The 23,244-nt window shown below is 44.7% G+C and carries 18 protein-coding genes; 4 read left to right on the plus strand and 14 right to left on the minus strand.

Annotation, left to right across the window (positions count from 1 at the left end; all coding sequences use genetic code 11):
- Positions 1 to 9 precede the first annotated feature (9 nt).
- The 3 genes from BM736_RS06175 to cydC all read left to right on the plus strand — a co-directional run bounded on the left by BM736_RS06175 (position 10) and on the right by cydC (position 4,255).
- Positions 10 to 354, plus strand: coding sequence for a DUF3622 domain-containing protein (locus BM736_RS06175; RefSeq protein WP_076410005.1), 345 nt, complete (start codon positions 10 to 12; stop codon positions 352 to 354).
- Between the two features lie 296 nt (positions 355 to 650).
- Positions 651 to 2,456 carry a cysteine/glutathione ABC transporter permease/ATP-binding protein CydD gene (gene cydD / locus BM736_RS06180; RefSeq protein WP_076410007.1) on the plus strand — a complete coding sequence of 602 codons (1,806 nt, stop codon included), beginning with the start codon at positions 651 to 653 and terminating at the stop codon, positions 2,454 to 2,456.
- Positions 2,453 to 4,255 (plus strand): cysteine/glutathione ABC transporter ATP-binding protein/permease CydC, encoded by a 1,803-nt coding sequence (gene cydC, locus BM736_RS06185; protein WP_076410009.1) that lies wholly within the window; start codon positions 2,453 to 2,455, stop codon positions 4,253 to 4,255. Before cydD ends, cydC begins: the two co-directional genes overlap by 4 nt.
- Before the next feature lie 78 nt (positions 4,256 to 4,333).
- Here cydC and BM736_RS06190 read toward each other — a convergent pair whose 3' ends face one another.
- The 7 genes from BM736_RS06190 to BM736_RS06220 form a co-directional block, all read right to left on the minus strand.
- On the minus strand, positions 4,334 to 6,217 hold the full coding sequence (locus tag BM736_RS06190) for a methyl-accepting chemotaxis protein (protein WP_076410011.1): 1,884 nt from the start codon (positions 6,215 to 6,217) through the stop codon (positions 4,334 to 4,336).
- Positions 6,218 to 6,490: 273 nt separating this feature from the next.
- On the minus strand, positions 6,491 to 8,374 hold the full coding sequence (locus BM736_RS06195) for a methyl-accepting chemotaxis protein (RefSeq protein ID WP_076410013.1): 1,884 nt from the start codon (positions 8,372 to 8,374) through the stop codon (positions 6,491 to 6,493).
- 260 nt (positions 8,375 to 8,634) lie between these two features.
- Positions 8,635 to 8,811, minus strand: coding sequence for a helix-turn-helix domain-containing protein (locus BM736_RS06200; RefSeq protein WP_076410015.1), 177 nt, complete (start codon positions 8,809 to 8,811; stop codon positions 8,635 to 8,637).
- A gap of 203 nt (positions 8,812 to 9,014) precedes the next feature.
- Positions 9,015 to 12,209: a bifunctional proline dehydrogenase/L-glutamate gamma-semialdehyde dehydrogenase PutA gene (gene putA / locus BM736_RS06205; RefSeq protein WP_179079019.1), complete on the minus strand. Its 3,195-nt coding sequence runs from the start codon at positions 12,207 to 12,209 to the stop codon at positions 9,015 to 9,017.
- 304 nt (positions 12,210 to 12,513) lie between these two features.
- Positions 12,514 to 13,089, minus strand: coding sequence for a TIGR04211 family SH3 domain-containing protein (locus tag BM736_RS06210; RefSeq protein WP_076410019.1), 576 nt, complete (start codon positions 13,087 to 13,089; stop codon positions 12,514 to 12,516).
- A gap of 239 nt (positions 13,090 to 13,328) precedes the next feature.
- A complete protein-coding gene (locus tag BM736_RS06215) occupies positions 13,329 to 14,597 on the minus strand; it encodes an inorganic phosphate transporter (RefSeq protein ID WP_076410021.1) in 1,269 nt (422 codons plus the stop codon).
- Between the two features lie 24 nt (positions 14,598 to 14,621).
- The gene (locus BM736_RS06220; protein ID WP_076410023.1) at positions 14,622 to 15,302 is read right to left on the minus strand and encodes a TIGR00153 family protein; all 681 of its coding nucleotides are present in this window, start codon (positions 15,300 to 15,302) and stop codon (positions 14,622 to 14,624) included.
- Between the two features lie 285 nt (positions 15,303 to 15,587).
- Here BM736_RS06220 and BM736_RS06225 point away from each other — a divergent pair, with 285 nt between their 5' ends.
- Positions 15,588 to 17,090 (plus strand): inorganic triphosphatase, encoded by a 1,503-nt coding sequence (locus BM736_RS06225; RefSeq protein ID WP_076410025.1) that lies wholly within the window; start codon positions 15,588 to 15,590, stop codon positions 17,088 to 17,090.
- A gap of 40 nt (positions 17,091 to 17,130) precedes the next feature.
- On the opposite strand, the gene BM736_RS06230 is transcribed toward BM736_RS06225, so the two are convergent.
- From BM736_RS06230 to BM736_RS06260, 7 genes are all read right to left on the minus strand, one after another.
- Positions 17,131 to 17,937, minus strand: a complete 807-nt coding sequence (locus BM736_RS06230) for an ion transporter (protein ID WP_076410027.1) — start codon at positions 17,935 to 17,937, stop codon at positions 17,131 to 17,133.
- Between the two features lie 67 nt (positions 17,938 to 18,004).
- Entirely contained in the window at positions 18,005 to 18,334 is a 330-nt protein-coding gene (locus BM736_RS06235) for a hypothetical protein (RefSeq protein WP_076410029.1), read from the minus strand.
- An 87-nt stretch (positions 18,335 to 18,421) separates the two neighbouring features.
- Complete coding sequence (locus BM736_RS06240; protein WP_076410031.1) at positions 18,422 to 19,075, minus strand: hypothetical protein; 654 nt, start codon at positions 19,073 to 19,075, stop codon at positions 18,422 to 18,424.
- A 164-nt stretch (positions 19,076 to 19,239) separates the two neighbouring features.
- Positions 19,240 to 19,926 (minus strand): PspA/IM30 family protein, encoded by a 687-nt coding sequence (locus BM736_RS06245; protein WP_076410033.1) that lies wholly within the window; start codon positions 19,924 to 19,926, stop codon positions 19,240 to 19,242.
- A gap of 71 nt (positions 19,927 to 19,997) precedes the next feature.
- Complete coding sequence (locus tag BM736_RS06250; RefSeq protein WP_076410035.1) at positions 19,998 to 20,411, minus strand: YjfI family protein; 414 nt, start codon at positions 20,409 to 20,411, stop codon at positions 19,998 to 20,000.
- A 119-nt stretch (positions 20,412 to 20,530) separates the two neighbouring features.
- Positions 20,531 to 22,273, minus strand: a complete 1,743-nt coding sequence (locus BM736_RS06255) for a polyamine aminopropyltransferase (RefSeq protein WP_076410037.1) — start codon at positions 22,271 to 22,273, stop codon at positions 20,531 to 20,533.
- A 64-nt stretch (positions 22,274 to 22,337) separates the two neighbouring features.
- Positions 22,338 to 23,237: a DUF350 domain-containing protein gene (locus BM736_RS06260; RefSeq protein ID WP_076410039.1), complete on the minus strand. Its 900-nt coding sequence runs from the start codon at positions 23,235 to 23,237 to the stop codon at positions 22,338 to 22,340.
- Positions 23,238 to 23,244 lie beyond the last annotated feature (7 nt).

Consider the following 23,244-nt stretch of genomic DNA (forward strand, 5'->3'; position numbering starts at 1 on the left):
ATAAGTAATATGACACAAACAAAGAAGTTCGATTTTCGCATCAAACAAGATAAAGATGTTTGGGCTGCTGAGATCACTCGCCGTCAGACAGCAAGAAAAACCGTTGTTTCGAAGAGAAAAACAGGTTTTGCTACTGAAGCTGAAGCTACGGCTTGGGGTGAGAAAGAGCTTAAGTCTTACCTTGATAACTTGATGGAGCGTAACGAACGCAAAGCCAAGCAACGTGAAGAGCGTACTGAAGCTGCAGCAGCGAAAGAGCAAGCGGCTGATGCATGGCGTGAAGCGCGTGATGTTGCAGACGGTGACTCAGGTTCTTTTGACGAAGATAATGACGACTACGCGTCTGATAAGTAATGCGTCAGGTAAATAATTTATAGTATGTCGCTTTGTGATGCTGTCACAAACGTCATATTGTGAATCATTGAAAAGGTCAGTTGAGTTTAGGCTCACTGACCTTTTTTAATGCCTGATACCTATGAAAGAGGTGAAACGAAATCGCCTCAAAGTTCCCCTGTTTTTTGATCTAGCTCAATTTTTGTGAATCTCTTAACATTTACAGCACTGCTAGTTTATTCCGCAACCAATGACTGCGATACTTAAGAAAGCCCCACTATAAATGAACATCACTTGTTCTATCTTGCAGGAACCCCATGGATAAACCGTTAGAGAAGCAACTGATCACTTGGTTAAGGCAGCAAAAAAAAGCCTGTGGTTTCTACCTTAATTTAACCGTGCTGTTTGGTCTGTTAACCGGGTTGTCTTTGGTTATTCAGGCATACCTATTGTCGACGATACTCCATGGCATCATCATACTCGAAGTGCCTAAGTCTGAGTTTACTCACGAATTTATTTTACTCTTAGGGTTAATTCCTGTCCGAGCCTTACTGGCATTCGCGAGAGAGCGGGCAAGTTTTGAATCGGGTAAACGACTGCGGATGCAGATCCGAACCGCGGTACTCGACAAACTCACTGAATTAGGTCCAGCTTTTATCAAGGGCAAGCCTGCGGGAAGCTGGGCAAGTATTGTTTTGGAGCAAGTTGAAGATCTTCATGATTTTTATGCTCGCTACCTGCCGCAAATCATTTTGGCAGGCTTTATACCGTTAACGATTCTGGTGGTGGTTTTTCCGCTTAACTGGGCTGCAGGCGTGATTCTATTAGCGACGGCACCACTTATCCCCATGTTTATGATCTTGGTGGGGATGGGCGCGGCTGATGCTAATCGTAAAAACTTCAGTGCCTTGGCTAAACTCAGTGGCCATTTTATGGATAGGTTAAAAGGCCTTAATACCTTAAAGTTATTTAACCGCGGAGATGCCGAGACAAAAGAGATAGAGTCAGCTTCGGAAGAGTTTCGTGAGCGTACTATGTCAGTGCTCAGAATGGCCTTTTTAAGCTCGGCAGTTTTAGAGTTCTTTGCTGCGGTATCTATCGCAGTGCTGGCGGTTTATTTTGGCTTCAGCTATTTGGATCACCTTAACTTTGGTGATTATGGCCAAGGTATAAGCCTATTTATCGGCTTGTTTGTGTTGATGCTGGCACCTGAGTTTTACCAGCCTTTACGAGATATGGGCACACACTACCATGCTAAGGCACAGGCGATAGGTGCGGCCGAAGAGCTGATGGCGCTACTCACCTATAAGGTTGAACCTGCAGCGAATGAAAAACAAGCTGCTGATAAGAAGGTTGATCTACAAACTGGTATCCAAATTACCGCCAGTGATTTTACCGTGATGAGTCATGATGGTGCTCGGCTAGCGGGCCCGTTGAATTTTCAGTTACAACCGGGTCAACACATGGCACTTGTTGGGCCGAGTGGCTCAGGAAAAACCAGTTTACTAAACGCATTACTCGGTTTTCTGCCCTATCAGGGCTCCTTAAAGATTAATGGTGTTGAGCTTAATGAACTCGATAGAGCGCACTACCGTCAACATCTTGCTTGGCTTGGACAAGATCCTCAGCTATTTCATGGCACAGTGCGTGACAATGTTGCTATGGCAAACCCCAATATGGATGACACTGAGGTTGAAGCACTGCTGGCAAAAGCTAAGGTGCTGGATTTCGTTAAGCTGCAAGCATTAGGGCTGAAGCATCCTATCGGTGAGCAGATGGCTGGTATCTCTGTTGGTCAGGCACAGCGCATTGCTTTAGCGCGAGCCTTAGGGCAAAAAGCGCCTCTGTTTTTATTAGACGAGCCTACAGCAAGCTTAGATAGCCATAGCGAAAAGGCGGTGTTAACTGCGCTGCAAGAAGCCATGGCGCAAGCTTCATGCTTGATGGTGACGCATAGATTAGAGCAGCTCGATCAAATGGATGGTATTTTGGTGTTAGATAAAGGCGCTATTGTTCAGCAGGGCCGCTTTGATGAGTTAAGCCAAGTTGATGGGCTATTTAGGCAGATGCAACAAGATGAGTGCGTTGACAGTTCTAGCTTTGGTAAGGAGCCACACTCATGAAAGTTCTACTGCCTTTTATTAAGTTGTTTAAGCACCAATGGCTAATGATGTTGACTGGTTTAGTGCTGAGCATTACTACGTTAATGGCGGGTATTGGTCTGTTGTCATTATCAGGCTGGTTTCTGTCTGCAACGGCGGTAGCGGGCTTAAGTGCTGCCACGGCTATGATGTTCAATTATTTTACCCCCGCTGGCGGGGTAAGGTTTTTATCAATTGTTAGAACCGCGAGTCGGTACGGAGAGCGCTTAGCGACCCACGAAGCCACCTTTAAGCTACTCACACAACTACGCTGCTGGGCTTGGGCGAAGTTATTGCCACTCAGTGCCAGCAATATGCAGGGGGTGAGACAAGGGGACTTACTCAACAGGCTCGTTGCCGATATTGATACCTTAGATCACCTCTATTTGCGGTTAGTCACACCTATGGCTGCTTCATTTTTGATGCTGGTGGTGCTGTATTTCTTTGTTGCCTGGATTGATGCTGATTTAGCCTTAATCTTGTGTGGCAGTTTACTGCTAGTTTGGTTGCTATTACCTGGGGTGTTTTATTTTCTTGGGCGAAACCCCGGTATTGAAATACTTGAAAGCAAGCGAGCTTACCGGGTGCAAGTGTTGGAGTTTGTCCATGGTTTAGCCGAGATCTCACTTTTTGGTGCGCAAGACCGTTTCAGAGCAAACTTGGCTGAGTCAGAAACAAAGTTACTTGATAGTCAAAGGGCGATGGCCAATGTCACCGCACTTAGCCAAGGTGGATTAATCCTCTGCCACGGTTTAGTGGTCGTACTGATGTTGTACATGGCGGCTTCCGGTGTCGGTGAGCACTTGCCACCAGGGCCTATGCTGGCCATGGTAGTATTTATGACCTTGGCATGTATCGAAATGCTTATGCCGGTAGCGGGCGCTTTTCAGCACTTATCTGCGTGTGTCTCTGCGGCAGAGCGAGTCAATGACTTGGTGGAGCAGGAGCCTGGGATCACCTTTAATACTCAAAGTGACTGCCGAGTGACCCGTGGTGAGCTGGTGCTTGAAAATGTCAGCTTTTCCTACGAACAAGCCACTGTTGAGCAAGCTGAAACAGACACAGCTAATGTGATTCATGGGGTTAGCTTGTCGATTCAACCTGGGCAGAAGGTTGCACTTCTTGGGCAAACGGGTTGTGGGAAATCGAGTTTACTGTCGTTAATTACTCGAGAGTGGCAAGCGAATTCTGGCCGGATCTTACTTGATGGTATCGAGACTGATCAATTTACCCTGGCCGCATTAACTGATGGTATCACCTTGGTCAGTCAACGTATCTACCTGTTTAGCGGCACCTTAAGGGACAATTTAGCCTTAGCGCAGCCAATGGTTGAACGTTTGCCTACTCGGGCGGAGCGTAAGGCGGCAAAAGCTGCTAATGATGAATTGCTGATAGCAGTGTTACAGCGCGTTGGCTTGCATGAACTCCTGAAGGGAGAGGCGGCACTTGATACTTGGATTGGTGAGGGGGGGAGGCAGTTATCTGGCGGTGAGCAGCGACGGATTGGTGTTGCTAGGGCTCTGCTTCGTGATGCGCCAGTACTTTTACTCGATGAGCCGACAGAAGGGTTAGATAAGCGTACCGAGAGAGAGATCCTTCAGGTGCTGTTCGAGTTTGCTAAAGACAAGAGTGTCTTAATGATAAGTCATAGGTTGACTGCTATGGAGCAGATGGATGTTATTCACCTTATGGAGGAGGGTAAGTTGCGGGTATCAGGTAGTCATAAGACGTTGCTTGCTCAAGATGAATATTATGGCAGTTTAAATCATCAATTGAGCTAGCCGAGACGAGATAGCACTTTGGTACAGCAATAAAAAAATCCACCTTTTCAGGTGGATTTTTATTATTTATATCTCTGGCTAGATCTTAAACTGGCCGACACGTTGGCTCAGGTGCTCTGATATTTTTAGCATCTGGTCAGCATTCAGGCTGACTTCCCGTGTTTGACCTGCCAGCTCATCTGACACGTCATTAATCGCTTGGGTGTTCTTACTGATATCTTCAGACACCGCTCTTTGCTCCTCAGCGGCACTGGCTATCTGCATCGCCATATCAGAGATCTCTGAGATAGAGTGCGTGATCACGCTTAAGCTCTGTTGAGCCTCTTCTGAATATTGCACGCTTTGCTCTGCAATTTCGGTACTTGACTGCATATTACTCACTGCGAGACGACTATTTTCTTGCAGGGTTAAGATCATTGCACGGATCTCTTCAGTTGAGTCTTGCGTGCGACGACTCAAGACCCTGACCTCATCGGCGACTACGGCAAAACCGCGACCTTGCTCTCCAGCTCGGGCCGCTTCAATGGCAGCGTTAAGAGCAAGCAGGTTAGTTTGTTCAGCAATCGATTGGATGGTCGATAAAATCTGATTGATCTCAGTGGCGTTATGTTCAAGATGATTGACCACTTCAGAGGTTGATACTAGCTGCTGTGACAGCTCGCTGATGCTTGTGTTGCTCTTAACTATGATGCTCTGGCCCTGCTCACAGGAAGTGGCCGATTGTTGTGAGGCACTTGCTGTCATCTCTGCATGATTGGCCACTTCATTGGCTGTGGCTGACATTTCGTGGATAGCGGTGGCGATTTGATGCACATCTTGGTGCTGTGCAGACACACCTTTACTGGCCTGGTTTGCCAATGATGATGAGGTTTTCACTTGCTCGATGAGCTTAGAGGCATCAGAAGTTATCTCTGTCATCATTGTCTGCAGAGTATGTAGGAATGCATTCATATGTTGAGATAACTTGCCTATCTCATCCAGTTGTTTCACCTCAAACCTATGGGTCAAGTCGCCGTTACCTTTAGATAATGACTCAACCGCATCGGTTAACCGATAAAGGGGTACGAACATCCGATTGATGGCAATCGTCGCCAAAGTGAAGATGAGGGCAAACAGGGCAAAGATTGAGATCACCATGTTTCGAACTTGCTCGTCAACAGAGGCATAAGCTAAGGCTTTATCTTCAACTATGCCCAAGGTCCAGCCTGTCCCTGCAATAGGGCTGAGCTGCACTAGCTTTTCTTCACCGATTCTTCCCCATGAGAGGGTTTCTAGTGTCTGGGCCTGACGCAACTGTCTCACCATGCCATCGGTAAAGCTAGGGTCAATCGTACTTGCTGCTTGCTGTAATTTTGAGGTGTCGTGGTATGCCAATACCTTATTGTTCTCGTCAAGCAGAAAGGCGAAGCCTTGGTTGGCAATTTGCAGCTGCTCAACATGCTCTGCGATATGGTCAACGGTAAGGTCTGCGGCAATAACGCCACGTAACTGGCCACTAAATGCTTTTGCCAAGGTCACAACCGTACTGCCATCAAAGTCGACATAGGGCTCGGTTATAATGCTCTGTTGCGAGCCTTGAGCTTGCTGATACCAGTTACGCGTTCTTGGGTCGTAATCGTCAGGCCAAACTTCCTCTCTGTTGCCGTAAATGACCTCCCCAGAGTCAAGCCCTGCATAAACAGACATAAAGCCCCCGGCATGTAAGGTGACGAGCATCTCTCGTTCAACATCGGCGCTGTGTTTGATTAAGTTTTCATTAGCCAACAGCATCTGTTGGCGAGTATTCAACCATTGGCTGATGTAGTAGCTGGTGGCTTTACTGCTCTCTTTAATGCTAGCGGTAATTGTTTTGGTGGTCTCACTTTGAAGCTGGGAGATTGATATTGTGGCTTGAACAATACTGATTGCCGCACAGATAGATAATATCGCGAACTGAATTTTTCGTTTGATCGTTAGGGTCATCATGTTTCACTTACGAGTGCACTGTTGTTAAAAGGTTGTTTATGTTGTTTGCATGTATTCGTCAGTGAATTTATTTGTTGCAATACCCTTGCTTATCAATATCATGCGGTCAAAATTAGGGCAGCTAGTATACGCAGCTTGTAGGTAGAGATCTAATGGCAAGGTGAGATTATTTTTGACTCACTCAGCCTAGGTGATGTGTGTTTGCTGGGAGTGGTTTTCCGCAGTAGCTCGAACCACCTCGATATCGAAGTGGTTCAGTAAGCCGGGAGATTAAATTTTAAACTGTTCGACTCGATTGCTGAGTAAGCTTGAGGTATCTAGCATGATTTTGGCGTTATTAGAGACCTCTTTAGTTTGGCCTGCAAGTTCATTAGAAACATCACTTATTGCTTGAGTATTACGGTTAATATCCTCTGATACTGCTCTTTGCTCTTCGGCGGCACTGGCGATTTGAGTCGCCATATCTGAGATCTCACTGATAGAGGAAGTGATGGCTTGTAAGCTAGTTTGCGCTTCCGATGAGTAGTGGACGCTTTGCTCGGCTATTTCAGTACTCGACAGCATAGAGCTCACTGCCTGTTGGCTATTTTGCTGCAGGGTGGCGATCATATTGCGGATCTCCTCTGTAGAGTCTTGCGTTCTATGACTGAGCACTCTGACCTCATCAGCAACAACGGCGAAGCCTCGTCCTTGCTCCCCGGCTCTTGCGGCTTCAATTGCAGCGTTGAGTGCAAGTAGGTTTGTTTGCTCGGCAATTGCTTGAATGGTTGCGAGTATAGTGTTTATCTCCATTGCATTGTTTTCAAGCTTAACCACGACTTCTGATGCATCCTTTAGTTGGGTGGATAGTTGCTGGATGGAGTGGCTACTCTTATTGATAATCTCATTGCCGTCATTACAAGAGTTTGACGAGTTTTGAGCCGCTGCTGCAGTCATCTCAGCATGATTGGCTACCTCGTTGGCCGTTGCTGACATCTCATGAATAGCTGCGGCTATTTGGTCAATATCTTGATGCTGTGCACTGACCGCAGCGCTCGCTTTTTCACTTAAGCTTGATGAACTGTTAATTTGAGATTTTAAACTCGACGTATCTCCTGAGATGTCTTTAATCATCAGTTGCAGTGTTTCTAAAAAACGATTCATGTGCTTTTCGAGCAGACCGATTTCATCATCACTTTTTGCAGGAAATCTTTGGGTGAGATCGCCATTTCCCTTAGATAGTAATTGAACGGCAGTTGTGAGTTGCTCTAGTGGAGACAGCATGCGGCTTATGGTGAAACCTGCAATAACTAAAATCAACAGCATGAGTATTACAACAGTGATGATAACGAGTTTTATCTGTGCATTGACTGATGAGTAGGCGAGATCTTTTTGCTCAACAATACCTAAGGTCCAATCAGTGCCTGAAATCTTTGAAAGCTGGACAAGGTGTTCAATGTTATTGCGACCTTGAGTCATAATCGCAATTTGTTGGCTATAAACCATCTCTTTAATCGTACTTGGATTGAGATCGTTAAAAAGCTTGTTAGCATCTTTTTGGATAAGTGATGAGTTGTTGAATGCTAATATCTTATTATTCTCATCAAGCAGAAAGGCAAAACCATTATTGGCTATTTTTAAGTTAGTAATCTGTTTAGTGATAAACTCTATGCTCAAGTCAGCCGCTAGCACCCCAGAGTTTATTCCAGAAAATGCTTTTGCTAACGTGACGACGATACCTCCTGCAACGTCAACATAGGGGGGAGTCATCACTAAGGATGTTTCATTTATAGCTTGTTTAAACCAAGGTCTAACTCTAGGGTCGTAGTCATCTGGCCAGAATATATCTTTATCTCCAGAGAGGATCTCACCATTTCTCAGGCCTGCATAGACATTGTAAAACCCGCCTGCATGTTGACTCAATAGGAGTTCACTATCTATATCTGATGACGTGCTTATTAGTGGTTCGTTAGCGAGTAGAATTTGTTGCTTGCCATTAAGCCAAGTTGCAATATTTCCATCGATACCTGCGCTAATAATTTCAAATCTTTCAGAGATATATTGGTCTGTCTCTTCGTTCAGTTGAGTGATAGACAGGTAGGCGAGTATAGAGCTGATTGTGATGATGACAGCTAACACGGCTAGCTGGATCTTGTTTTTGATTGTAAGTCTCATCGGGTACCACTTGCGAATTTAGGTTAAAAGTTGTGCATGGTTCGCTGGTGTCCGCGAAGCTTCCCTGTTCATACCGTTAGGTATTATTCATGCGGGCGTGAGTATAAGAGAAGTATGATATAAATGATGTGAAACTAGTCACGTTGATTGACATGTGTGCATTTTGGCTAAAGAGGGCCTTAAAGCGCGGCGATTAGCCGCAGTCAAGCTTACTCGTCAATATCAGGAGAGTAGGGTATAGGAGAATTTGATTGAACAGGCTAGCCTAGACGTTTAGAGAACTCTAAGTAGCGCAGAACCTCCTCCTCGTTAAACATCAGCTCATCATCTTCACCAATATTTGTTAGTAGGTTTTCTCTGGCATATCGCTTGATAGTTGCGGGTGACTTTTCTAGGATTTTGCTGACTTCATCTAGGTTTAGCACTTTTTCACTCATGACACTCTCCTGAAGATAATAAAGGGGGAATGATTCAAGTATAGACAGTTATGAGCGAGCAGCTTTTGTTTGTAGCGTGATAGCTTATTAGTCATTCGAGCGCGCTAGTGATTTAGGCGTATTTCGATGAGTTATTATATGGCGCAATAAAAAGCCAGACACTAGGTCTGGCTTTAAAAGGTGCATTTTACTGAGTAAAAGATTTACTCGTCACTGTCACCGAGTGAAAGCAACGTAGCATTACCGCCAATAGCTGTAATATTGTTAGTGCGTGTTTTTTCAGTAATAAAACGAGTCAAGTAGTGAGGTCCACCGGCCTTAGGTCCAGTACCAGAAAGCCCCTGTCCACCGAATGGCTGAACACCAACTACCGCGCCGATTTGGTTACGGTTGATATAGACGTTACCGACATTGACTTTACTCGCGACTTCTAGGGCATGGCCTTCGTTACGACTGTGTATACCTAAGGTCAGACCAAAGCCTGTTGAGTTGATCTCATCGATCACCTTATGAAGATCAGCCGCTTTATAGCGGATAATGTGTAAGATTGGGCCGAAGTGCTCCTTCTCAAGCACCTTTATTGAATCAATCTCAACAGCTGTAGGCGCAACAAAGTGGCCATTTTCAGTGCCCGCTGGCAGGTCTAACTGCTTGAGTAGTGTACCAACCTGTTTAATATGATCGATATGAGCGTTTAGGTTAGCTTGGGCTGTGGCGTCAATAACTGGACCTACATCCGTTTTCACTGAACTTGGATCACCAATGGTTAGCTCATCCATCGCCCCTTTCATCACTTCAAGTACGCGGTCGGCAATATCTTCCTGAAGGAAGAGTACGCGAAGCGCTGAACAGCGTTGTCCTGCACTGGTGAATGATGAGTCGACAACATCATGGACTACCTGCTCTGGTTGAGATGTTGAGTCAACAACCATGGCATTTTGACCGCCAGTTTCGGCAATGAGTGGGATAATTGCACCTTCGCGCATCGCTAGCGTTCGGTTAATGAGTTTTGCTGTACCGGTTGAACCAGTAAAGCACACACCACCAATACGCTCATCAGATGTGATAGCAGCACCAACCGTTGCCCCAGTACCGGGGAGGAACTGCAGCACCTCTTTAGGTATCCCAGCTTCATGTGCAAGCTGTACTGCACGGAAACCAACAATTGAAGTTTGCTCCGCAGGTTTCGCTACAACGGTATTACCCGCTGCAAGTGCTGCAGCGACTTGACCGATAAAGATAGCCAGTGGGAAGTTCCATGGGCTGATACAGACAAAGATGCCACGTCCTTGAATAAACAGCTCGTTTAGCTCTCCAGTCGGGCCAGGAAGCAGCTCAGGCTTAGCCATCATCTTCTTGGCCTGAACGGCGTAATAGCGACAGAAATCGACGGCTTCACGTACTTCATCGATACCATCTTGAATGCTCTTACCCGCTTCTCGGGTACAAAGTACGATAAGCTCTTCGCGGTTTTCTTCAAGCAGATCTGCAAGCTTTTGTAGTGCTGATGCACGCTCTTCAACCGGTGTCTTACACCAGCTTGGGAAGGCTTTATCTGCACCTGCTAGTGCTTGCTCAATCGCTTGGTTATTAGCAAAAGCAAGTTTACCAACGACTTTACTGGTATCAAACGGGCTCACTATTTCGTTAGTTTCACCGCTAAGCACCTCACCATTAACTAGAGGACCTGCATTCCAGTTGGTATCTTTAAACTTGTCGAGGGCGGCGAAGAAAGGCTCAGACTCAGAGATGATGTTCATGTTTAATCCCTTAGAATTTTTACGCGACGAGCCGAAAATATCAGCTGGTTGTACGATCTTGTTATTTGAGAGTGTCTTGTACTTTTGTAACGTCGTCAGTGGGTGAACCACGAGAGTTTCAATGGCAACTTTAGGGTCGACCAGCTTATGAACAAAAGAGGTATTGGCGCCATTTTCTAACAAACGACGGACAAGGTAGGGGAGTAGCTCTTTATGCTCGCCGATAGGGGCGTAGATGCGAATGCGTGTAGATGGACACTCAGCAATAAGCGTGTCGTAAAGCTCTTGTCCCATGCCGTGTAGGCGTTGGAATTCATACTGGCGATCACCTGCCATATCCATAATCACAGCCACAGATTGGGCGTTATGGGTAGCAAATTGTGGGTAGATAGCACCGCGAGTCGCATCAGACAATAGGTAACGTGCTGAGGCTAAGTATGAGACATCTGTGCCCGCCTTACGGGTAAACAGAGAATAGCCACCTTCACCAGCTTGTTGTGCCCATTTGAGCTCGCTATCCCAATAGGCGCCTTTAACCAAGCGTACAGGGATCTCATCGCCTTGATCTTTGGCTAAGCGAGTTAACCAGCAAAGTACGGCAAGGCCACGTTTTGAGTAGCTCTGGACTACAATACCTAGCAGTCCCCAGCCTTTAGCGGCATCAGAGTTATAGAGTTTCTGGAATAGTTTTAAATGTAGCTCGAGTCTGTCCATCTCTTCGGCATCGATAGAGATACCAACATTAAGCTCTCGTCCCTGCTGAATAAGCTTGATAAGGGTGTTGTAAAGCTCTGACAGCACACGGTCTTGATTAGCGACTTCATATCTTGGGTGAAGGGCCGAAAGCTTGATTGAGATAGTTGGGCGAGGCGCTTTGCTCTCGTCATAGCTCTGTGCACCAAGTGCAGCGATGGCTGAAGAGTATTCGTTGAAATACTTATCTGCATCGGCTTTAGTCAGCGCGGCTTCACCAAGCATATCGTAGCTGTGGGTATAGCCAATCTTGCGATTCGCTTCACTATTTTTCAGGCCATCTTTGATACAAGTGCCAAGAACAAACTGTTTACCCATGATCTTCATTGCGGCAAGCATAGCTTGGCGGATCACAGGTTCACCCATACGGTTAACCAAACGGCTTAGTAGACTACTGGGTTTGCCATCGATACTTTTATCGAGTGTGACTATCTTACCTGTAAGCATTAAGCCCCAAGTAGAAGCATTGACCAGCGTTGAGTCACTCTGACTCATATGCTCATCCCATTTTGCTCCAGATAGTTTATCTTGGATCAGGGCATCGGCAGTTGCTGCATCAGGGATACGCAGTAGCGCTTCGGCAAGACACATAAGGATAATACCTTCCTGCGTCTCTAGACTGTATTGCTGCAAAAAAGCATCAATACCAACCATTAAACCTTTCTTATCGTATTGGCGAACTTTAGCGACCAAATCATGGGCTCTTTTGGTAACACGTTGAATCTCGTCGTTACTAGAAGGCACAAGTTTGATCAGTTCAGATAGATATTCATCTTCATCGACAATGTAGTTATTAGTGATGGCTTTAAATAGCTCATCGAGGTTAGCTGAGTCGTAATGACCTGCTAGAACTTCACTTGCTTTGAACATAGTTATCGCTTCCATCTGGGCCGGTTAGGGACAGTTTGCTTGAACAAATCTTATCTAATTGAAACGTTGAAAGCGTGACTAGATAAGAGTAGTAAGATGCATCTTAGTTTTGTATACAATCGGGCATCTTTGCGCGGATAGTATCATCAAAATGTGACGAGGGACACTATTGTGATGCTATACGTGAGGTTTGTTTGATCTTGTCGGGCCAGATGAGGCTCTAGGTCACTGTTTATGCGGCTTGGCTAATTTAGAAACAAAAAAGCCAGCATGTTAATTGCTGGCTTTCTTGAGGTGTTTTTAATAAAAACCGGGTTGTTTACCAGCGATTTTTTTGCTTACGTCTTGGTCTAGGTAAATAAACCAAGATAACACCAATAAGTAGACCGATTGCGGCAATGATGCCACCCTCCTGCCACATCTGGAAACGTTCATTTTTCTCTATGCTCGCAAGCTTGCTAGTGGCCTCATCTCGCTCACTACTCGCTGTAGCTAAATCTCGTTGAGCTCGGTCTAATGCAGATCTGAGTTTACTGAGCTGCTCAGTACTATTGTCACTCGTGTTTAATGCCTGCTCTAGTTCAGACTTTGTCTTTTCAAGTTCAGCCTGTACTTCAGGTAGCTGCTCACGAAAACTTTTCTGGCGAGAAACCATTTTAGATTCAACCCAGCCTTCTCGGCCCTTATGGTCGATTATTTTTGTGAAGTCATCTTTGGTCTCACCTAAGATAGATATCGCTTGTCCAGCTTCCACACTACCTAGAATACGAAATTGAGTACCTGGTCCACCATGAAGGTAGAGGTAAACTTTATCAGATATGTATCCAGGCTGGCCTGCGGCCAAAAGGCTCGGAGAGAGTAATAACAGTCCCACTAAAGCAAAGAATCTTAACACTTTGAATTCTCATCAACGAAATATAGCCACATGCTATGGATTTGCTCGATATTTTGCAAGGGTTAGAGGCAAGAGTTCCAATGATTCCTTGATGAAGGTTAATTAATGTCAAAAGTTGAGTGGTGATTAGAATTCATTTTATGGAAATAGCAGGGTGAGCAGGATTGCTCTTATAGAGATGCTAAAAGCAAAAAGGGAAGCAACAGCTTCCCTTTTTATCAGTACTTCAAGCTGATGCTTTAGCTGAAGATGCCTTTAATCATGAAGAAGAACATGATTGAAAGGGCTGCGCCCGCAGGTAGTGTGATAACCCATGAGACAACAATGTTACGTACTACACCGATATTAATCGCAGCAATACCACGTGCCATACCTACACCTAAGACTGCACCCACTAAGGTTTGAGTCGTAGAGATTGGCAGGCCAGTACCTGATGCAATAACAACGGTTGAAGCTGCAGCGAGTTCTGCTGCAAAACCACGGCTTGGTGTCAGGTGGGTAATGTTCTTACCTATGGTTTTCATTACACGCTTACCAAAGATAGCAAGACCCATAACGATACCAACAGCACCTAGTGGAAGGATCCACCATACCAATGGTGCTTTAGCACCAATTTCACCGCCACTTTCAACAACAGATACGACGGCTGCTAGTGGACCAATGGCGTTAGCAACATCGTTAGAGCCGTGAGCAAATGCCATACAACATGCAGTGACAACCATCAAGATGGCAAACACTTTTTCAACGTTACCAAATTGAGTTTGACGATCCGCACTCTGACTCATCTTAAGACGTCGAATAGCAACTGTGCCTGCAAGGCCAACAATAACCGCAACGACTGCTGCTAATGCATAAGCTTCAAAAGTAGAGAAGTGAAGTCCGATATGCTTAAGGCCTTTAGTGATAGTCACTAGAGACATTACAAAGCCTGCAAAAGCCATATAAAATGGTACGTAGCGCTTAGCATTCTCTAAAGGATTATCTGTATTAAAGATAAGTTTTTGCACACTCTGGAATATCATAAAGGCGATAAAGCCTGATATTGCTGGTGTTACAACCCAAGAGCCAACGATGCCTGCAACCTTCCCCCACTCAACAGCTTCTGTACCAACACCTACCGCGGCGAAACCGACAATAGCACCGATAATAGAGTGAGTAGTTGAAACCGGCCAGCCTAAAGCTGAAGCGGCAATAAGCCAGATACCAGCGGCTAACAGCGCTGCAATCATGCCGTAAACGAGTAACTCTGGTGACTCAACGAAATAAGCTGAGTCGATAATACCTTTACGAATGGTACTTGTTACTTCACCACCTGCTAGATAAGCACCTGCGAATTCGAAAATCATCGCGATGATAATCGCTTGTTTAATCGTAATAGCGTTAGAACCTACAGAGGTTCCCATTGCATTGGCTACATCATTTGCGCCAATACCCCATGCCATTAAAAAACCAAATGCGGCCGCAATTGCAATTAGCAAAGGGCCGTTGGTGACTAATACATCAACCATGTTGTTACCTTGATAACTTTGTTGTTAGACGCGAGCTAGCATCAGCTCTAAGCGGGAACCTACGCGTTCAGCAAGATCTGCTAGATCGCCAACCCACTCAATTATCTTATAGAGGAACATCACATCGACAGGGTTCATATCATTTTCGATAGCGAACAACTGACGGCGGATCTTGATTTGAAGATCATCCGTATCTTCCTCGATTTTATCGAGTTCGGCGATCATCTTAGCGACTAGATCGACTTCACGGCCTCTAAACCCTGTTTCTAAAAGGTCATCGAGTTCGTTAATTGCTTGTTTGGCTTGAGCTACTGCATCAATACAGCGGGTCAAGTAAGCACTGAAGGGGGCTTGTATCTCTTGAGGTACAAGAAGTTGACGGCCGATGATACGACCGGAGATATCTTTTGCCTTGTTAGCGATCTTATCTTGCTGGGTCAGAAGCTCCAGAAGATCCGTACGCTCGACAGGCATAAACAGGCCGCCAGGAAGTGTTAGACGGATCTCACGTTTTAGAGAGTCCGCTTCACGTTCCGTAGCACTGATCTGCTTACGTAGTTGAACTGCTTTATCCCAATCTCCTGCGACTGTAGCGTCGAAAAATGGGACAAGTATCGATGCACATTGGTGCACTTTATCTATATGCTCTTGTAGAGGCTTAATTGGCGATTTTGCAAACACGCCCAAAATAGAGTTTACTGGCATTGCCGTGTACCTATTTAGGTTATTCCACTGTTGGAAAAAGCGGGCGCATGTTAACCCAAGCGACCGCGTATTGAAACTGTGATTTACATTAAAACAGACAGTTTTTATTCTAACGAGTTATATCTTAACTGCAAACCGCAATCCTACGGTTTGTTTGTGACAGTAATATTACATTTTATCGAACAGATGAAATATTGATTAAATATTAATGAAACTTTGATGACAGTTTAAGCCCTATCGTCGAAAAATAATCCACAAAAAATTTTCAGAGTGAGCAATTGGCGAATGAATGCCGAAATAGAACTAAAGTTATTTTTTCAATTAGAACAACAAGAAACATTGATTAACTTACTCGATAGCTTGCCTAATAGCGAGCCAAAACCGTGTCGTAAGTTAACAAATGGCTACTTTGAAACCCCAGATCTGCAATTAAGACATTGGGACATGGGGTTAAGAGTGCGTGGCTGTGATGGCCAACGTGAACAGACGATAAAAACAGCAGGAAGTGTGATCGGAGGCATTCATTCTCGTCCTGAATACAATGTAGACATTAATCAAGATGAGCCAGATTTACATTTATTTCCTGCAGAAATTTGGCCTGAAGCGGCGAATATTTCAGCAGTGCAATCTCAACTGACCTGTTTATTTGATACTAACTTCGAGCGCAGAACTTGGCATATTTATGTCGATGATAGCTTAATCGAGGTTGCTCTTGATATTGGCACTGTGAGTGTGAAAACGGACAATGAATGTAAATCTGAACCAATTTGTGAGCTTGAGTTTGAATTGATGGCGGGTAAAACCGCAGCCTTAATTAAGTTGGGCAGCTTAGTTGCTGAGTCTGTGCCAGTGCGCTTAGGCAAAGCCAGTAAAGCACAGCGAGGTTATCGATTGGCAGCTCAGTCCAGCCCGCTGAGTCTGGAAGTTTTACAATTTATCGAATTGGACTCTCAGCAAGACCTTAAACAGGCGCTTATATCGTTGTTAAGCTCAGGTGTTGAACGCTGGCAACAGCTCGAGGCGATGATATTAGAGTCAGCAGAGCATGACATTGAGCAATTGCCTTTTCTCTGTTATCGGTTACGCGCTTGTGTACGCTTACTAAGATGTACGCTTGAGCAGTTTGATCTGCTCAGTAGTCAACATATTGCTAGGTTTGAATGCATAGAAGCTCACTTAGATTTTGTGGAAACAGGCCTAAGTTTAACTGAATTGTTAAAGCACAACAGTCAGCTTATCGGCAAGCTTCCTAGTAAGAAACTGCTAGAGCAACAAGCTAAAAAGCAGTTAGAAGCATTATCTATCCCCGCTTTGTTTAATAACACGCTAAATGATACCTGTTATGGCAGTTTACAGCTGAGTTTAGTCTCACTTCTTTTTGGCGTAAGAGGGGGAGAGGTGCAGGTTACGACTCAGGTTGAGCTGAAAGTGTTTGCCGATAAACTACAGGAAGCCTCTTGGCAGAAAATTGTGGGCTTGATGCCATCAGATTCAGCGTTAACGAGCTTAGCGTACCAATCATTAGCGCGGGCACTGGATGACAGTATGTTTGTTGGTGTGGCTTATGGTGAGCTTTATACCCAAGAGAGCCGGGATATATTCAGAGCGCCTTGGCAAGATCTTGTTTTGGGCATTAGAACGTTAGCCGCTTATAGAATGCTCAAGGAGTTAGCTGCGGCATTAGATCTTAATATTAATGACTGGCTACTGAATAAAGAGGAAAGCTTAGTATTCGCGATGGAGCACTCGAGGTGCTCGGCGCTGAAAAATCAGCCCTATTGGCGATAAAAATTTTTAGGTCCTAGTCGCTAGAAGCTAGGACCTTTATCTATCTGTTCTTATCTTCCTTAACCTCTTTAATCTCCTTATGCAGTTCGGTGATCTCCTGCATAAGTTGGTTTTGGTTCTTTTCCATGCGATCTAAGGCCAGTTTTAGTTCGCACTTTATCTCTTCACTTTGGGTTTCAAGTTTTTCTGTTTCATCGGGCGCGATAAAAATTGAAGCCATATAACCAGAAATTACCCCGAAAAAGCTGACACCACATATGATAACAATTGCGCCTATTACATGGCCTGCGGTTGTGACGGGATAAAAGTCACCATAACCAACTGTGGATATCGTCACTAATGCCCACCAGATGGCATTCTCAGCAGTTTGTATATTGGCATCGGGTACACCACTCTCTACGATTAACATTAAAACTGAAGAGAGGGTTAAAATAGTGACCATGGCGACTAATAAGCTCGCCATAGTGGCTTGCCGCCGCTGTTTAACCATTGGAGCTATCAGTGAGTGTGTCATCCTTATGAGTCTAATGACCCGTAAGATCTGGAATAAACGCGCTAATCTAAGGGGCTCAATGGCGGGTATGCTGGCAACAAAGTCAATCCAGTTATGTTGCAGATAGAGTAACTTGTTATCAGCTTTAAATAGATTAAAGAAAAAGTAGCTGAGGAATATCATGCAGATACTGAAGTCTATCATCAGTAATAGTCGCCTGGTTTCCTCTTCAACTTTTGCAAAGGTGAGTACAAGCACGACAATGACAGAAAGAAAAGACAGCACCATCATGGCTAACTGAAAGGGTGTTGGATGTGTTTCTGTCTCTGGAAACCAGCGACTTAAATTTGCCATAGGAGATAAAATCCATTCTTCTGCCTACTTTATTTATAGGCTTTCCGTTTTTATATGACTGAGTGTACTAGTTTTTATCGCTAAAGTGGATGAGATCATCAAGAACCCGTTTTTTTATTTCGAGTTGAGAATCAGGAGATAAGTCATATTTTTCGGCTAATAACAGATAATCTTCAGGACTGAGAGATACGGTTAGGCGTGGACGTTTAGGGCGCTTGGTTACCGAAAGGCCAAGAATAGTGCGTATCTGATCTGAAGGGCTGAAACCTGAGTCGAGTGCTGCTTTACGTATGGAATACTGAAATTGTTCATCTAAGTCGAATGCTACTTGAGTTGCCTTGGCGGCTTTCTGGTTTTGTAACCATTGCTCGGGAAGTGGATTCTTTTTCTTAGTCATTCGGTATTACCTTAAAAATTATAAAATCTTGAAACAGAGGTTCCTAGAGCCTAGGTATTAAAACTAAGCTTCTAGGAACTTTAGAGCTTATTTAGCTGGCCAGTAATCTCGTATATCGGCAAGCGGGCGGTACAAGGTTAACATGACATCGGTATCGCCATCTGCATAGACTTCGACATCAATGGCATATTTTTCCTCTTCATCTAAACAGTGGTAGGACTCAAATTCGTCACCTGTTGCGCCATCTGCGTCTTGAGGTGGTTTTTTACCACGATAATCTTCACGATGAAAATACCCAAACTGAGCAAAGTTGACCTGATGATACTCTTTGCCAAGCCATTGAGCGTACTCGCTAACCAACTCTTTACTGAGTGTCTGTGTCGTTAAATGAGCCTGCTCTTCCTCTTCGAAAATAGCCCCGAACTGATCGAGATCGAAAATCTGCTCCACGATAGAACGGTTGAGCTTAATTGAAAATGCTAAGTAGGTTTCGTCATCCTCATCAAGAGAAAGGAAAATCGTATCGCTACCATGTCCTTTAAGTACCCACTCTGTTTGCTGCTTACGTTGATATTCGTAGGTACTGATAGACTCAACCCTAAGCTGCTGGCCTCGTAATTGAGGTGGCAAGGCAAAGCTATCATCGAGAGAGATCACATCTCCCTTAAGGAGCTTAGAGGGGTGGTCAAGCTGACGCTTTGGCTCTTCTTTCTTGCCAAAAAGACCTTTTAAGAAACTCATCATCTCTCCTGAGTTATACCAACCTACATAAATATTTGAACACTTATTTATCCAGGTTGGTATTTGTGGCTGCTAAGACGAAAAAGCGCCTTTCTTTATGAAAAGAAAAGCGCTGTATTTCGCGTCTGTGTGAAACTTAAAATTTCACAAATAATGATTGGCGATTACTTACGCGCTTTAAGGCGGTCAAGTACAGCATTGGCGTTCGACTTCTGCTCACCAATACCTGCAGCCGCTAGTTTGTCATGTAGAGACTTATCGCTATTCTCTTCAGCTAGTTGCTCTGAAGCGACTAGCTTATCATCAAACTGCTGTTGACGAGCCTTAATACGCTCTAATGAGTCTTTAGCATTAAGCAGCTTAGAGCTACTACCTGCAAAGGAGTCTGTAATACTGGCAGTCGCTTTTTGTACGCTTTCAGTCGTCTTTACCATGCTCAGTTGACGCTGGTAATCGGTTAGCTGACGTTCAGTTTTACGTACAAGCTCTTTTAGGCGTGCTGCATGTGCGCTAAAGTTGTCATTAGCTGACTGCTGCTCTGAAAGCTCTTGGTCAAGCTGAGAGATTTTCTCGGCGACTTCCAATGCAAGGGCTTCGTTTTCTTGCTCAAGTGCTTGAGTAGCGAAACCTTCGTGCTCAGCAATAGAGCGCTTTAATCTGTCAACTTCACGGCTAGCTTGCATCTCTTTAGCCATAACATCAGTTAGTTCACGCTTAGCCTTAGTCAGGTGCTTCTCTGCATCACGGATCTCCTGTTCGAAGATACGAGTAGAGTTTGCATCTACTATGCCTTGACCAACTTCAGTCGCGCCGCCACGAAAAGCGGTTAAAATCTTGTTTAGTATGCCCATGATGTGGCTCCTTTTTGATAGTGACTGCTTTCAAAGCAGTGACTTAAATTAGTTAATTAAATGCGTTAGCATTATTTGAGGAAGTCAGACATCTCGTCGATGACTTCCAAACAGTTATCGGATAGAACGGATAGCTCTTGCTCTATCTCTTCCATATCTGATTGCACTGAAAGTGCGCCATATACCACATACTTGTCATCAACTTTTGCGAAAGAAGACAGTGGCATTGGGATGTTAAGCTCTAACATTGTTTCGAACATCTCTGTGCGACGTTCCTGCTTAACTTCACTTTCACCCCAAAGGTAACTGATGCAAAGAATCTGGTTTTCTGTAACCGATACGAATACCGGGATCTCTTCACGACCAACTACATTGACTTGTAAAACTTCTACGTCACCATCGATTGGGTAGCAATCGAATTGAAGGCCTGTGTGACTCTGGTCACAAAGATCATTGAGGTAGTTAGCAATATTGTGGATATTCATATTTGTCCTCTTTGACATATTATGTCTGCGATTAAAGATAGCACTAGGACATAATATGTCAAGTGCTATTTCTCAAAAAATTCATTAGTCCTGAATTTTGCTAATGGCTTAGTCTTTACTCAGAAAAGTGTGACTCCCTGGTTTTCTGACCAAGCTTGTTGGTGATACTGGTATAGCTGCATTGAACCGATTCGGTTTGGCTCAATATTATCTATCTCTTGATAGAAGTTGCCCGGAAATTCGAAAGAGCCCCTGATTAGGCCTGGCGTGAGCCAGTCGTCTTCTATCGACAGTTGCTGAATGTCAGTGAGCCTTTGTTTGGCATTCTTACCCGAAGCTGTCGCTATGCTCCATCCCCATTCACCAAAACTCGGTACGTTATGGTGATACTGACTCACATCGAATCCGGCTAAAGCTAAGGTCTTTCCGACCGAGATAAATGCTTTAGGTGCATGATAGGGTGAGGTCGACTGTACGGTTAGAGCACCATCAGCACTCAAGAGTTCCTTTAGTTTCTTATAAAAAAGATCTGAGTATAGTTTGTTAAGATCTGGATGACTTGGGTCTGGAAGATCGACAATGATGGCATCATATTTCTCGCCCTTCCTGAGTAATTTATCCACCCCATTAAACGCATCATCAACAACCACATTAACTCTAGGATCGTTTAGGGCATCGCCATTGAGTTTAAGCAAGGTTTGGCTCAAACGCTTAGGCATGTCTGCATCATGGGAGGTAAAGAGCTCAAGCAGGTCTTTATCTAGATCGATCAGAGTGACAGACTTAGGTTGCCATTTAAGCACTTGTTTAAGCCCTAAACCATCACCACCACCGATAATCAACACATTGTCATGACGGGCGCTGGCTTCCAGTGTTGGGTGAACCAGAAACGCATGATAGATATGCTCATCAAGACTAGAAAATTGCAGACGTCCGTTGATATAGAGCGAGTATGCGGGTTCTATACCGCTGCCACGTAATCGTTCAGTAAAGGTGAGCTGCTGAAAACGCGTCGATTTGGCATAAATCACATCATCTTTATAGAGCAAATTGTTGAAGTTTTGCTCCCAACTCGGGCCGTGCCAAGCAAGCACCAGTAAGATGCCTGAGGCAATAAAGTGGCCAACTAATAAGGTTTTTACAAACTGGATGCGATCCCAGAAACGCCAGATAAAGATGAAACCTGCGAGTAAATTGAAGCTTGCTGTTAACGCGGCTGCAAGCTGAATATCGATGGCCAGCATAAAGGTTACCCAGATAGCTGCGCCGATACCCGCACCGACATAGTCAGCGCCATAAATGGTGCCTGCATTATGCATCAAGTGTTCATCACATAGCGATTGCCGTACACGAGCAATGAGCGGGATCTCCATACCGATCATTAAGCCGAGTATGACACCCCAGAAGTAAGGTAAATACTCACTTAAGTGCTGCAATAAGCCAATAAAGCCCCCCTCGGGAAGCTGATCAGGTGGTAGGCCAAGTGTACTGGCAATAATAAGGGGAAGTTGCTGGCCAAAACCGATAATGGCGGCGGTGATTAAAATTGCGAGTGAGCCACACAGGGCGACACTGAGTTCTAACACGGCGAAGCCTGTGAAGGCACAGCGAATCTTTCTGGCTGCGAAGGCACCGATACCCATGGAGACGATCATAAGACCAATCATGGTGTAAATAGCAGCTTCTAAGGCCCCTAGAATACGGCCGGCATAATGAGATAAGAGGTATTCATAGATTAAGCCACACCCGGCAAGTACAGCCATGATGCCAAGCAGTAGGGTGTCATCGAACCAACTGAGCTTTCTTTGTTTATCAGATTTGTTGGTATTAAGCGCTGTTTCAGTCACTTGAATCTCTTGCATTTAGGTAAATAAAACGGCTAATCAAATGATTAACCGTATTTAGGGTTAGATTGGCTAGTCTGAGTTAGTACATGAGGCTAGTAAGAATAAGTGCCACGGCGACACTGATAGCAAGCTCTACAGTCGCAATACCGATATTGTGTTGCTGCTCAACCTCTTGTGCCAAATTAATATTCGACAGCACGAGTTTCTTTACTATTTTTATCAGTACAGACAGAGCAACTAACATGATAATCGAGAAGACTAGCCAACCAATGAGATTCGCAATATAGGCTTCAGGGTTATAGATGATGAAGTGACTTGCCGCATTGAAGCTCAGTGCCATCGCTAACATGTAACCGCTATGACGAATTGCTACGGCCTTATGTCCTTTAACTAACGCTTCCTGCATAGAGGCATCTTGATTACGCTTGGCGTACCTATGCTCTCTAAAGCGGGTAAGCAGCACTAGCATAAGCTGCGAAATCGCGAATGCACTAAAGATAGCGATAAAGGTATCGACTGTTAGATCTTCTGCCCAGATAAGTACTGAACGAATGATAATGGCTGTGGCTATTGCCGCACTGGCATCAACGATGGCAACTGAAATATTGCCTTTCAGGATCTGCTCGCCTTTGTTGAACTCGTTCAGGGCTATCTTATCGTGAAGATAGCGGCCGAGCTTAATCAGTGCTAAACCAAAGAGGCCATAGATACTCATGCCGATAGCTTCGACAAGATAGGACTCTGCTGCTTCACCAGAGATAGCCCCAGTAAGCACAATCCCCAAACCAGCAATAGCACCGGCTGTACTAATACCGAAGGCAAAGTTATCTTTCTCTGCCAGTTCGACGCGGCTATCAACTTTTGCTGTCCAGCCCTGAAGGTAGCGCATTAAGGTTAAAAGAATAATGGCGATAATCAGATCGATCACTAAAATGATCGCAAGATCTGCTGTTAAGCCGAAATTTTGAAAAAATGTCATGTGAGTT

The sequence above is a fragment of the Shewanella sp. UCD-KL12 genome (assembly GCF_001957125.1).
Classification (GTDB): domain Bacteria; phylum Pseudomonadota; class Gammaproteobacteria; order Enterobacterales; family Shewanellaceae; genus Shewanella.

Excerpts from the sequence above, each read along its gene's own strand:
- BM736_RS06175 (WP_076410005.1), top strand. The coding sequence starts at position 10 with ATGACACAAACAAAGAAGTTCGATTTTCGCATCAAACAAGATAAAGAT.
- cydD (WP_076410007.1), top strand. The coding sequence starts at position 651 with ATGGATAAACCGTTAGAGAAGCAACTGATCACTTGGTTAAGGCAGCAA.
- cydC (WP_076410009.1), top strand. The coding sequence starts at position 2,453 with ATGAAAGTTCTACTGCCTTTTATTAAGTTGTTTAAGCACCAATGGCTA.
- BM736_RS06190 (WP_076410011.1), bottom strand. The coding sequence starts at position 6,217 with ATGACCCTAACGATCAAACGAAAAATTCAGTTCGCGATATTATCTATC.
- BM736_RS06195 (WP_076410013.1), bottom strand. The coding sequence starts at position 8,374 with ATGAGACTTACAATCAAAAACAAGATCCAGCTAGCCGTGTTAGCTGTC.
- BM736_RS06200 (WP_076410015.1), bottom strand. The coding sequence starts at position 8,811 with ATGAGTGAAAAAGTGCTAAACCTAGATGAAGTCAGCAAAATCCTAGAA.
- putA (WP_179079019.1), bottom strand. The coding sequence starts at position 12,209 with ATGGAAGCGATAACTATGTTCAAAGCAAGTGAAGTTCTAGCAGGTCAT.
- BM736_RS06215 (WP_076410021.1), bottom strand. The coding sequence starts at position 14,597 with ATGGTTGATGTATTAGTCACCAACGGCCCTTTGCTAATTGCAATTGCG.
- BM736_RS06220 (WP_076410023.1), bottom strand. The coding sequence starts at position 15,302 with ATGCCAGTAAACTCTATTTTGGGCGTGTTTGCAAAATCGCCAATTAAG.
- BM736_RS06225 (WP_076410025.1), top strand. The coding sequence starts at position 15,588 with ATGAATGCCGAAATAGAACTAAAGTTATTTTTTCAATTAGAACAACAA.
- BM736_RS06230 (WP_076410027.1), bottom strand. The coding sequence starts at position 17,937 with ATGGCAAATTTAAGTCGCTGGTTTCCAGAGACAGAAACACATCCAACA.
- BM736_RS06235 (WP_076410029.1), bottom strand. The coding sequence starts at position 18,334 with ATGACTAAGAAAAAGAATCCACTTCCCGAGCAATGGTTACAAAACCAG.
- BM736_RS06240 (WP_076410031.1), bottom strand. The coding sequence starts at position 19,075 with ATGAGTTTCTTAAAAGGTCTTTTTGGCAAGAAAGAAGAGCCAAAGCGT.
- BM736_RS06245 (WP_076410033.1), bottom strand. The coding sequence starts at position 19,926 with ATGGGCATACTAAACAAGATTTTAACCGCTTTTCGTGGCGGCGCGACT.
- BM736_RS06250 (WP_076410035.1), bottom strand. The coding sequence starts at position 20,411 with ATGAATATCCACAATATTGCTAACTACCTCAATGATCTTTGTGACCAG.
- BM736_RS06255 (WP_076410037.1), bottom strand. The coding sequence starts at position 22,273 with ATGCAAGAGATTCAAGTGACTGAAACAGCGCTTAATACCAACAAATCT.
- BM736_RS06260 (WP_076410039.1), bottom strand. The coding sequence starts at position 23,237 with ATGACATTTTTTCAAAATTTCGGCTTAACAGCAGATCTTGCGATCATT.